An 11,099-nucleotide genomic window follows, 5' to 3' on the forward strand; every position below is an offset into this window, starting at 1 on the left:
GCTGCTCAGCGGGGCGCTGCTGTCGGGCCCCGCCGGCGTGTCGATGGCGGCCCGCCCCGGTTCCTCGTCCCCCTCTCCCGCCTCGCCGCCGAGCTCCTCGCAGCGTGCCGCTGCGCAGCCCGGCAGTGCCGGCCGCCCCCACGACGCGCTCAGCGCGCTGAACCGCAATCTGCTGACCGCCGCCTCGCTCGGCGACGCAGCGCTGGTGCGCAAGCTGCTCGGCGCCGGCGCCTCCCCGCATGCGGCAGACGAGCGCGGGCGTACCGCGCTGCTGATCGCCGTCTATCAGCGGCACGCCGAGGTCGCCCGCGCGCTGATCCACGCGGGGGCCGATGTCAATCGCAAGGACGATCAGGCCAACAGCGCCTTCCTGCTGGCCGCCGCCAGCGGACAGGTGGAGCTGGTGCGGCTGACGCTGGCGCACGGGGCCGACCCGCACAGCACCGACCGCTATCGCGGCACCGCGCTGACCGCGGCCTCGCAGCACGGCAGCCCCGAGGTGGTCCAGCTGCTGCTGCAGGCCGGCGTGCCGGTCGATCACGTCAATGCGCTGGGATGGACGGCGCTGCTCGAAGCGATCGTGCTCGGCGACGGCAGCGCGCGCTACGAACACGTGGTGCAGCTGCTGCTCGATGCGGGCGCCGACGCCAATCTGGCCGATCGCGACGGCGTCACCCCGACGCGCCATGCGCGCGAGCGCGGCTACAAGACGATGGTCAAGATGCTGATGCGGGTGCGCGGGCACTGACTGCACGTCGCATCGCGCGGCCCAGCACTCGCACGGATGGACCGGGGAAGGACCCGTTGCCCTGCCCCGGCTTCGCGGACGGTCAGCCCAGGCGGGCGTTCTCGGCTTCCTGCAGCTGGCGCCACATCACCTTGCCGGTCCCCGACTTCGGCAGCGCGTCGACGAACTCGACCACGCGCGGGTACTTGTAGGCCGCCATGTTCTCCTTGGCCCAGGCGATGATGTCGTCGGCCGTGGTCTTGCCCTTCGCGTGCGCCTTCAGTACGACCACCGCCTTGACGGTCTCGCCGCGATAGGCGTCGCGCGTGCCGATGATGCAGGCCTCCTGCACGTCCGGATGCTTGTACAGCAGGTTCTCGACCTCCGCCGGCCAGACCTTGAAGCCCGACGCGTTGATCATCCGCTTGAGCCGGTCCGTGATGAAGAAATAGCCCTCCTCGTCCATCCGGCCCAGGTCTCCGGTGCGGAAGTAGGTCTTGCCTTCGAACTCGATGAAGGCCTCGCGCGTCGCGTCCGGCTTGCCCCAGTAGCCCTTGAACACCTGCGGGCCGCAGACGATGATCTCGCCGACCTCGTTCGGCGGCAATTCCTTCAGCGTGACCGGGTCGACCACGCGGGCGTCGGTGTTGAACGTCGGCACGCCCAGGCACTGCAGCTTGGGCCGATCGCCCGGATTGCTGTGGGTCGGCGCCATCGTCTCGGACAGCCCGTAGCCTTCGAGATAGTTCAGGCCGAACTGCTCGCGCAGCCGCTCGGCGATCGCCTGCGGCATCGCCGCCCCGCCGCCGCCGATATAGCGCAGGCTCGACAGATCGAATTCGGCCAGATTGGGGCTGGCCAGGAAGTCGATCACCATGGTCGGGATATTGGTCCAGTGCGTGACCTGATAGCGCGAAATCAGCCGGCCCGCGACTTCCCGGTCCCAGCGCGGCAGCATCACCACCGTGGCGCCGCTGTAGATCGGGCCGTTCATGCCGTACTGCATGCCGGTCACGTGGAACAGCGGCAGCACGGACAGGATCACCGACTCGGCGCCCGAGCCCGACCACGTCGAGCCTCCGACCACGTTGTGCATCACCGAGCGATGGGTGTGGATGCAGCCCTTCGGAAAGCCGGTGGTGCCCGAGGTATAGGGCATTACCGCCATGTCGTCCGGACCGGCGGTATGCGGGCCAGGCTGATGGCCGGCCGCCAGCGCGTCGCGCCACTGCACGGCGCCGGTGGGCAGCGCGTGCTCGGCGGTCAGCCAGGCGGGGGGCGCGTCCTCGGGGTGTTCGTGGCTCTCGGGCAGCGCATCGGCGTATTGCGTCACCAGCAGATGCTGCAGCTGCTGCTCGGCCGGCAGCTCGGCATTGGCGGCCGCGGCGCCGCCGGCGAGATCGGCCGAGCAGATCGCCACGCGCGCCTGCGCATCGGTGACGTAGTGCTTGAACTCCTCGGCCCGGTTCATCGGATTGACCGGCACCACCACGGCGTCGGCACGCAGGATCGCGTAGTAGCTGACGATGAACTGCGGGCAGTTCTGCATGTACAGCAGCACCCGGTCGCCCTTGGCCACGCCCGCCTCGCGCTGCAGCCAGCCGGCCAGCGCGGTGGCCTGCGCCTCGAGCTCGCGGAAGGTGATGGCCTTGCCGAAATAGCGGATCGCGGCCTTGTCGGCATAGCGCCGCGCCGACACCTCCAGATTGACCCAGAGCGAGGTCTCGGGCAGCACGATGGCGGTGGGCGCCCGCTTGGGCCAGAACTGGAAATGCGGGCGCGCGGCCTTCTGGGTCTGCATGCGTGGTCTCCTGAGCGGTCTTCGCGACCTGTTCTCGAGCGTCTTGAGCGCGTGTTGGACGGGATGGATTGCGGACGCCGCCGTGGCCGGCAAGCAGCCCCGGCGATGAGTCGTCAAGCAATATAACCGAACGACCGTTCTATTTCCAAGGGGTAGATTCCCGCAAGCGGGGTTGAGATGAGCCGCGCCGTCCCCACATCGACAAAAGGAAACCGGCCGTGCGGCGCGATTCCGCGCGCCTCGGGCCGGTTCATGGGATCTCGCGACTTCCCGCGGCTCCCACGCGATATCACGCGAATTCAAGAACAGCGAGGCAAGCAATGAGCGACGTCACCCTGCAGAACTTCGACCACGACGTGATTGCGCTGTCGCGCAGCGTCCCTGTGCTGGTGGACTTCTGGGCGCCATGGTGCGGACCGTGCCGCACGCTGGGGCCCTTGCTGGAAAAACTCGAGCGCGAGGCCGGCGGCAAGTGGAAGCTTGCCAAGATCAATGTCGACGAGAACCAGGAACTGGCGGCCCACTTCGGCGTGCGCAGCATTCCCCATGTGGTGGCCTTCGTCGACGGCAAGCCGGTCGACCAGTTCATCGGCGTGCTGCCCGAATCCGGCCTGCGCGAATTCATCGCGCGGGTCACGCCGAATCCGGGCCAGGTCGCACTGCGCGAGGCCCGCAAGGCGGCGGCCGGCGGCAAGCGCGATATCGCGCGCGAGGCCTTCCAGGCCGCGCTGGCATTCGATCCCGGTTTCGACGAGGCGCGCATCGACTACATCGCCTTCCTGCTCGACGGCAATGCCCTGGAGGAAGCCGAGGCCCAGTTCGGCATGCTGACGCCGCGCGCGCCGCAGCACGATGCCTATGCGGCGCTGCAAACCCGGCTCGAGGCGATGAAGGGCCTGGGCGACCTGCCCGACGAGGCCACGCTGACCGGCCGCATCGCCGCCGATGCCGCGGATCTGCAGGCCCGCCTCGATCTGGCGCGGCTGCTGATTGCCCGCCGCCAATACGAACCGGCGCTGGAGCAGTTGCTGGCGATCGTGCGCACCGACCGCACGTTCGAGGACGATGTCGGCCGCAAGACGATGCTGTCGGTGTTCGAGATGATGGGCGACGCACCGGAAGCGGTGTCGCGCTGGCGCCGGCAGTTGAGCGCGGCGTTGAATTGAGTTCGCTGCGCTGACCAGGGGCGGTTGCCCTCTCCCCCGGCCCCTCTCCCGCAAGCGGGAGAGGAGAGAAAACCGATCGCGATGCCGTCCGGGCTTGCCGATTGCGTTCTCCCTCTCCCCCTCAGGGGAAGAGGGCCGGGGAGAGGGGGTGGTTCAGAAGCGGCTCACCCCGCCGGCCCCTCCACCAGCGTAAAACCGTTCTGCTGCATATACGCCACCATCGCGGCGTCCTGCTTGCGCACATGCAGCGCGAACCAGCCGGGCAGCTCGGCCACCAGGCGGCGCCCGGTTTCGAAGTCGCCCTCCTGTTCGACCTTGACCCGGACCTTGTCGACGATCTCCAGCATCTGCCGATGCTCGCCGGCATGGCACTGGCGCGGGCCGAAGTTCATCGCCTCCATCCACGCCTCCTCCATGCCGAAGTGGTAGCGCGTGTGGTCGATCCATTCGTCCAGCGCGGCCAGAAAGCCTTCGTCGCTGGCGCGCGCGGCCGCCTGCAGCAGCAGCACGAACTCCGCATGCGTATGGTCGGTGACCGGCTCGCCGAGATGCAGGTCGGCTGGCAGCGCGCTGCTGTCGAGGTCGGGCGGAGCGGCCGCTGGGGCCGTGGCGATCATGGTGGGGTCGGAAACGGTCATCAAGGCAATCGGTTATGCTGCGCGGAATGCCGGCAGGGGCGGCGCTACGCGCAAGGATACCCAATCCCCGCGCCGGGCGCCCGTTCCACATTCCCCGTTCGCTGCCCCGCTTCCCTGCGCTTCCCTCGATGCCACGACTGATTTTCTTCTGCGGACATGCCGGCACCGGCAAGACCACGCTGGCCCATCGGCTGATCGGCCCGCTGATGGAGACCACCGGCGAACCGTTCTGCCTGCTCGACAAGGACACGCTGTACGGCCGCTACAGCGCGGCCGCGATGGGCGCGCTGACCGGCGATCCGAACGACCGCGACAGCCCGCTCTATCTGAAGCATCTGCGCGATCCGGAATATCAGGGCCTGCTCGATACCGCGCGCGAGAACCTGGCGCTCGGCATCAGCGCGATCGTGATCGGCCCGCTGTCGCGCGAGATCCGCGAGCATCGCCTCAGCGATCCGCAGTGGCTGGCACTGCCGGCAGGCACCACGGTGCGCGTGGTCTGGGTTCATCTGCCCGAGGACGAGGCGCACGCGCGCATCGTGCAGCGCGGCAATCCCAACGATGCCTACAAGCTGGCGCACTGGGAAGACTATCGGCAGCGGCGCTTCATGCCCGATCCGGCCGAGTATCCCGAACTGATCTACTTCGACAACCTCGCACCCGACGACGCCGCGGTGGCCGGACTGCTGGATGCCCTGAGCACGTAGCCTGGACCGCCGTCAGCGCGGCTGCGCGATCGCGCTCAGCACCACCGACGCCGCGACGAAGCCGAACACCGCGGTGACCGCCACCGACGAGCCGAAGCCCGCGCAAGCCAGCCCCTGCGGCCCTTGCCGCGGCAGATGCGCGGCATCGGCAAAGGGCGCCTCGTCGATTTCGCAGGCTTGCTGCTCCGGCTCGGGATAGCGCAACGGTTCGTCCGAATACACCGCCTGCAGGCCAAACGGCTTCTTCGGATCGCGCGGGAATCCCCATTGCTTGCGCAGCCCGGCACGGACCTTGGCCAGCAGCGGATCCTGGACGGTACGCGACAGGTCGGCGATGCGCACGCGGGTCGGGTCGAGCTGCCCCCCGGCGCCGCCGCAGGTGACGATCGGCAGCCGCTGGCGCCGGGCCCAGCCCAGCATCGCGATCTTGACCTTGACCGCGTCGATGGCGTCGATCACATAGTCGTGGCCGGCCAGCAGCGCCTCGACGTTGTCCGGCGTCACGAAATCGTCGACGGGACGCACGCGCACGCGCGGGTTGATCTGCACCAGCCGCTGCGCCATCGCCTCGACCTTGGCCCGTCCGTATTCCTCGCCCAGCGCGTGGATCTGGCGGTTGGTGTTCGACGGGGCGATGTGGTCCAGGTCGATCAGCGTGATGCGGCCGACCGCATTGCGGGCCAGCGCTTCCGCGGCCCAGCTGCCAACCCCGCCGATGCCGACCACGCAGACGTTGGCAGCCTCCAGCCGCGCCAGGCCGTCGGCGCCGTAGAGCCGGGCCACGCCGCCGAAGCGGCGGTGGTAGTCGTCGTCCTCGGCCCCGTCGTGCGGCAGCGCGGCGGGCAGTTCCGCCAGCGCCTGGGCGGCGGCGGCGAGCTCGTCGTTGGGGTCGGCGCTGTAGTCGGCGCGGGAGTCGGCGGGGGAGGCGGCGTTGCGGTCGTCGGCCATCGAGGACTTCACCATCGGCTGGGCCCGCCGGCCCGAACGTGCAAGGGGCGGAGGCGGGCAAAAAATGCGGAATTCGCGGGCATCATTGTCAGTCGCATGCCGACAGGAGGGCCCGGCGCGCAACTATACAATAGCCGCAACGTGGTACGTTCGCCGCGCCCGGCGAGCCAGTTCGGTTCGTGCATGCGCCGGCCAGGGAGCCCCTCATGTCGATGCGCCGCCAGGCCGTGCTGTGGAGTGTATTGACGCCCTTGGTGTTGATTGCGGCGGTGGTGGCCTTCGTGCTGCTGTTCGACTGGAACCGCCTGAAGCCGTGGCTCAACGACAAGGTCAGCGATGCCATCGGCCGGCCCTTCGCCGTCAACGGCGACCTGATCCTGACCTGGCGCCGGCCCGAGGGCGAAAGCGGCTGGCGCCGCCTGGTGCCGTGGCCGCGGCTGTCCGCGCGCGATGTCACCATCGGCAATCCCGACTGGACCCAGCAGCCCAACCTCGCCACCGCGCGCGAGCTGGTGTTCCTGCTGCGGCCGCTGCCGCTGCTGACGCGCGAAATCTCCCTGCCGAGCATCACCATCGACGGTCCCTCGGTCGCGCTCGAACGGCTGGCCGACAAGCGCAACAACTGGACCTTCCCCACCCGCGAAGACAAGGAGCCATCGCAATGGCACCTGGAAATCGGCGAGGTGGTGCTGACGCGCGGGCATCTGGCGCTGAACGACGCCGCCAGCAAGATCGAGCTGCGCGCGACGCTCGAGACCATCGGCGATGCGGCGCTTTACGACAAGGACCGCGACGGGCCGCTTGCGCCCTCATCGGCGCCGGCGGCCTCGGCGGCGCCCGCCAGCGGCGCCAGTGTCCCCGCCGCAGCCAGCGCTTCGGCGCCGGCGGCCTCGGCAGCCGCGGCAGCCGACGCGAAGAACAGCAAGGGGGAACCGGTCTATGGCATCCGCTGGCGCGCGGTCGGCCATTACAACAAGGCCACCATCAATGCCAACGGCAAGGCCGGCGCGGTGCTGAACCTGCGCGACGCCAGCCGGCCCTATCCGCTCCAGGCCGATGTCCGCGTCGGCAGCACCCGCGCGCAGATCGAGGGCACGCTGACCGAACCGGCCCGGCTGGCGGCGCTGGACCTGATGCTGCAGCTGTCCGGCGAGAGCATGGCCGACCTGTATTCGCTGACCGGCGTCGTGCTGCCCGAGACCCCGCCATATCGCACCAACGGCCGCCTGACCGCGACGCTGCGCAAGGGCGCGTCGGTCTACCGCTATCAGAACTTCACCGGCCGGGTCGGCGGCAGCGATCTCGCCGGCACGCTGACCTATAGCCAGCGCGATCCGCGCCCGCTGCTCGCCGGCGAGCTGGTGTCGAAGCAGCTGCGCTTCGAGGACCTGGCGCCGCTGATCGGCGCGGACGCCAAACCCGGCCGGCCCGCGGCGCGCAGCCCGGTGCGCCAGCCCGCCGACAAGGCGCTGCCGGTGGCGCCGTTCCGCACCGAGCGCTGGGACGATATCGATGCCGACGTGCGTTTTACCGGGCAGCGGATCATTCGCGACGTCGACCTGCCGATCAACAATCTCGAGACCCATATCCAGTTGCAGGATGGCGTGCTGAACCTGAAGCCGCTGAACTTCGGCGTGGCCGGCGGCACCCTCGCGTCGAACCTGCAGCTGAACGGCAAGCGCACGCCGATGGGCGCGACCATCGACATGACGGCGCGGCGGCTCAAGCTCAAGCAGCTGTTCCCCAACCTCGAATCGATGCGCGCCAGCGTGGGCGAGATCAACGGCGCCGCCAAACTGTCGGCGACCGGCAATTCGGTGGCGGCGCTGCTCGGTTCGTCCAATGGCGAGGCGCGGCTGCTGGTCGAGAACGGCACCATCAGCAAGTTCATCCTCGAGGCGATGGGCCTGAACGTCGGCAGCGTGATCATCGCCAAGCTGTTCGGCGACAAGCCGGTGCAGATCCATTGCGGCGTGGCGGACTTCACCTTCACCAACGGCATGGGCCGCGCCCGCACCTTCGTCATCGATACGGAGGACGCCACCATCAACGCCACCGGTGTGGTGGACCTCGCCAGCGAGCGGCTGGGCCTGACCATCAATCCGGACTCCAAGGGCATGCGGGTGTTCTCGCTGCGCTCGCCGCTGTATGTCGGCGGCACGCTGAAGGATCCGCGCGTCAGCCCGGACATCGGCGTGCTGGCGCTGCGCGCCGGCGGCGCGGTCGCGCTGGCGCTGCTGGCGCCGGTCGCGACGGTGCTGCCGCTGATCGATCTGTCGCCGGCCGAGGACAGCCAGTGCGCCAAGCTGCTGGCGGAGCTGCGCAAGCGCCCGACCGCACCGCCGCCGGGCAAGACCTACCGCGATCGCCGTGCGCCGGCCGCCTCTGGTCCGGCGGCCCAGCAGCCCGCGGGCGGCAACGAGCCCGAGCCGCGTCGCCAAAATCCAACCGCGCCGGCCGCACCGTCGCCGGGGCCCAACAGATCGCCGATGTATCAGGGCGGCTGACGCGCTGCCCGGCTCACATCGTCGCGCGGGCGCAGCGCGCACCGATGCTCCAGCGCAACACTCCCGTGCGCGGGCACCCTTTCTGTGCACCAAAACCTAAAAGACCGTTGCACCCTGTCAACAAGCGCACCATAATTAAACGGCCATTTACATGGAGCCGCAGCGCAGCAACGGCGGCTCGATGCACAAGACAACGCTGTAAACAGATGGCACTTTGCGGACGGCGCCCGACAGGGCGCGGTCTGTTGCGGGGCGCGGCGCATGCCGCCCCCCGTTCGTCTTTTTCGGTCTTGCCGGTCGTTCCGGCTCACCCCTCCGCCTCCCGGTCCAGCACGAATGACGCCGTATCCCGCCGCCGCCATGCCGATCAGTGTTCTGATCGCGCTGACGGTGTGCAACCACGTGGCATTCAACGCCAGCCGCGTCGTCGTTTCCCTGTTCGCCATTTCGCTGAAGGCCTCGACCATCACGCTCGGGCTGCTGATGTCGCTGTACGCGCTGCTGCCGATGCTGCTGGCGATCCGCGCCGGGCGCCGCATCGACCAGATCGGGCCGCGCCGGCCGATGACCGCGGGTTCGCTGATGGTGGTGGCCGGCACGCTGCTGCCGGCGATCTGGCCGAGCGTCGCCGCGCTGTACGCCTCGTGCGCGCTGATCGGCGTGGGCTTCATGCTGGTCCAGGTCGCCATGCAGCTGCTGATCGGCCAGCTGTCGACCGACGAGACCCGTCTTCGCAACTACACCTGGCATGCGCTGGGCCTGTCGGTGTCCGGCACGCTGGGCCCGGTGACGGTCGGCTACGTGATCGAGCACGCCGGCTATCGGCCCGCCTTCCTGCTGCTGGTCGGCATCGCGCTGATCGGGCAGATCGGCCTGCGTCTGGTGCATGATCGCCTGCCCGCGCACGGCGCCGGCGCGGCACGCCAGGCCGCGCTCGACGGCCGCAGCGGCTCGGCGCTGGACTTGCTGATGGTGCCCGAACTGCGCGCGGTCTTTGTCGCCAGCGCGGTGCTCTCCGCCGCGTGGGATCTGCATGCGTTCCTGATCCCGATCCAGGGCACGCGCGTGGGCCTGTCGCCGTCGTCGATCGGCTGGGTGCTCGGCGCCTTCGCGATCGCCACGCTGGCGATCCGCATCGCGATGCCGCTGGTCACGCGCCATCTGTCCGAATGGAAGATCATCCGCGGCGCGCTGCTGGTCGGCGGCATCGCCTATCTGCTCTACCCCTTCGTCTCGACCTTCTGGCTGATGTGCTGCCTGGCGTTCGTGCTGGGCCTGGCGCTGGGCAGCGCGCAGCCCAACGTGATGAACATCCTGCATAGCGCGTCGCCGTCGGGGCGCGCCGGCGAGGCGCTGGGCCTGCGCTCGGCGGTGCTGAACACCAGCCAGGTGGTATGGCCGCTGACCTTCGGCGTGGTGGGCACCGCGCTCGGCATGCTGCCGATCTTCCTGTCGATGGCGGGCGCGATGGGCGTGGCTGGTTTCTATTCGCGCGGGCAGACGCGCAAGCTGCCGCCGCCTGCCGCATGACGCCTGGGCGTCTGACGCCTGGGGTCTGACGCCTGGGGTCTGACGCCTGGGGTCTGACGCCTGACGCCTGAGGCCTGAGGCCTGAGAGGCCTGGGCCGCTATTGCGGGCCGGCCTTTGTGCGGGTTCCGCGCCGGGATGCCTTCGCTATACTCCAGGCATCCGGATCCGCATATCGGCCGCGCGAGCAGGTGTGCCGACGCTATCGGAGACCCGATCAGGACGCTTCAACCATCCCTCCCGCGGCCGTGCCGCTGCTCTTCCCGCCATGACGCAACTCGCCGATCTCCGTCGTACCTATGTGCTCGGTTCGCTGACCGAAGCCGATGTCGCGCCCCAACCCATCGCGCAATTCGAACGCTGGTTCGAGGAAGCGCTGACCGCCAAGCTGCCCGAGCCGAATGCGATGACGCTGGCCACCGTCGATGGGAGCGGTCAGCCCTCGGCCCGCATCGTGCTGCTCAAGGGCATCGACGAGCGCGGCTTCACCTTCTTCACCAATTACGAGAGCCGCAAGGGTCTGGACCTGGCGGTCAATCCGCGCGCCGCGCTGCTGTTCCACTGGGTACAGCTCGAACGGCAGGTTCGCATCGAAGGCGTCGTCGAGAAAGTCAGCGACGCCGAGAGCGATGCCTACTTTGCCTCGCGGCCGCTCGGCTCCCGCATCGGCGCCTGGGCGTCGGCGCAGAGCCAGGAGGTGGCCGACCGCGCGCTGCTCGAGCAACGCGAGGCCGAGTTCCGCCAGCGCTTCGGCGAAAACCCGCCGCGGCCGCCGCACTGGGGCGGCTATCGCGTAGCGCCGACGCGCGTCGAATTCTGGCAGGGCCGTCCGTCGCGGCTGCACGATCGCATCGCTTATCTGCGCCAGCCGGACGGCAGCTGGCGCATCGCGCGGCTGTCGCCGTAAGTGTTTGGCGCGCGGCGCGCGGTTTGCCCCTGTCATCGAAATGGGGTCTAGGCAGTGCACTGCACACCGGCGTGGTTTGGCGTATAAAGTGAAACGCCAGACGCACCGGGCAGCGGGCTCTGGCGTCGGGTATGGCACAGTCTGATATATCCGAAGACTTAGCCCCCACA

General features: G+C 69.2%; 9 protein-coding genes. 6 read left to right on the top strand and 3 right to left on the bottom strand.

The window, feature by feature from the left end:
• Position 1 precedes the first annotated feature (1 nt).
• Entirely contained in the window at positions 2 to 748 is a 747-nt protein-coding gene (locus HTY53_RS22030; protein ID WP_254600071.1) for an ankyrin repeat domain-containing protein, read from the top strand.
• Between the two features lie 82 nt (positions 749 to 830).
• Here HTY53_RS22030 and HTY53_RS22035 read toward each other — a convergent pair whose 3' ends face one another.
• Complete coding sequence (locus tag HTY53_RS22035) at positions 831 to 2,528, bottom strand: long-chain fatty acid--CoA ligase (RefSeq protein ID WP_174108755.1); 1,698 nt, start codon at positions 2,526 to 2,528, stop codon at positions 831 to 833.
• A 320-nt stretch (positions 2,529 to 2,848) separates the two neighbouring features.
• On the opposite strand from HTY53_RS22035, the gene trxA reads away from it, so the two are divergent.
• The gene (gene trxA / locus HTY53_RS22040) at positions 2,849 to 3,694 is read left to right on the top strand and encodes a thioredoxin (RefSeq protein ID WP_174108756.1); all 846 of its coding nucleotides are present in this window, start codon (positions 2,849 to 2,851) and stop codon (positions 3,692 to 3,694) included.
• A gap of 164 nt (positions 3,695 to 3,858) precedes the next feature.
• Here trxA and HTY53_RS22045 read toward each other — a convergent pair whose 3' ends face one another.
• Entirely contained in the window at positions 3,859 to 4,332 is a 474-nt protein-coding gene (locus HTY53_RS22045) for a bacteriohemerythrin (protein ID WP_371556932.1), read from the bottom strand.
• Between the two features lie 128 nt (positions 4,333 to 4,460).
• Here HTY53_RS22045 and HTY53_RS22050 point away from each other — a divergent pair, with 128 nt between their 5' ends.
• Entirely contained in the window at positions 4,461 to 5,039 is a 579-nt protein-coding gene (locus HTY53_RS22050) for an AAA family ATPase (protein ID WP_174108757.1), read from the top strand.
• A 12-nt stretch (positions 5,040 to 5,051) separates the two neighbouring features.
• Here the strand turns inward: HTY53_RS22050 and HTY53_RS22055 are convergent, their stop codons facing one another.
• Positions 5,052 to 5,894: a tRNA threonylcarbamoyladenosine dehydratase gene (locus HTY53_RS22055; protein ID WP_438820985.1), complete on the bottom strand. Its 843-nt coding sequence runs from the start codon at positions 5,892 to 5,894 to the stop codon at positions 5,052 to 5,054.
• A gap of 299 nt (positions 5,895 to 6,193) precedes the next feature.
• Between HTY53_RS22055 and HTY53_RS22060 the strand changes: the two genes are divergently transcribed.
• The 3 genes from HTY53_RS22060 to pdxH all read left to right on the top strand — a co-directional run bounded on the left by HTY53_RS22060 (position 6,194) and on the right by pdxH (position 10,929).
• Positions 6,194 to 8,494: an AsmA family protein gene (locus HTY53_RS22060; protein WP_174108759.1), complete on the top strand. Its 2,301-nt coding sequence runs from the start codon at positions 6,194 to 6,196 to the stop codon at positions 8,492 to 8,494.
• Positions 8,495 to 8,830: 336 nt separating this feature from the next.
• Entirely contained in the window at positions 8,831 to 10,024 is a 1,194-nt protein-coding gene (locus tag HTY53_RS22065) for an MFS transporter (protein ID WP_174108760.1), read from the top strand.
• 266 nt (positions 10,025 to 10,290) lie between these two features.
• On the top strand, positions 10,291 to 10,929 hold the full coding sequence (gene pdxH, locus HTY53_RS22070) for a pyridoxamine 5'-phosphate oxidase (RefSeq protein ID WP_174108761.1): 639 nt from the start codon (positions 10,291 to 10,293) through the stop codon (positions 10,927 to 10,929).
• Positions 10,930 to 11,099 lie beyond the last annotated feature (170 nt).

The sequence above is a fragment of the Cupriavidus gilardii genome (assembly GCF_013314895.1).
Classification (GTDB): Bacteria; Pseudomonadota; Gammaproteobacteria; order Burkholderiales; family Burkholderiaceae; genus Cupriavidus; species Cupriavidus gilardii_C.

Excerpts from the sequence above, each read along its gene's own strand:
- HTY53_RS22035 (WP_174108755.1), bottom strand. The coding sequence starts at position 2,528 with ATGCAGACCCAGAAGGCCGCGCGCCCGCATTTCCAGTTCTGGCCCAAG.
- trxA (WP_174108756.1), top strand. The coding sequence starts at position 2,849 with ATGAGCGACGTCACCCTGCAGAACTTCGACCACGACGTGATTGCGCTG.
- HTY53_RS22045 (WP_371556932.1), bottom strand. The coding sequence starts at position 4,332 with ATGACCGTTTCCGACCCCACCATGATCGCCACGGCCCCAGCGGCCGCT.
- HTY53_RS22050 (WP_174108757.1), top strand. The coding sequence starts at position 4,461 with ATGCCACGACTGATTTTCTTCTGCGGACATGCCGGCACCGGCAAGACC.
- HTY53_RS22060 (WP_174108759.1), top strand. The coding sequence starts at position 6,194 with ATGTCGATGCGCCGCCAGGCCGTGCTGTGGAGTGTATTGACGCCCTTG.
- HTY53_RS22065 (WP_174108760.1), top strand. The coding sequence starts at position 8,831 with ATGACGCCGTATCCCGCCGCCGCCATGCCGATCAGTGTTCTGATCGCG.
- pdxH (WP_174108761.1), top strand. The coding sequence starts at position 10,291 with ATGACGCAACTCGCCGATCTCCGTCGTACCTATGTGCTCGGTTCGCTG.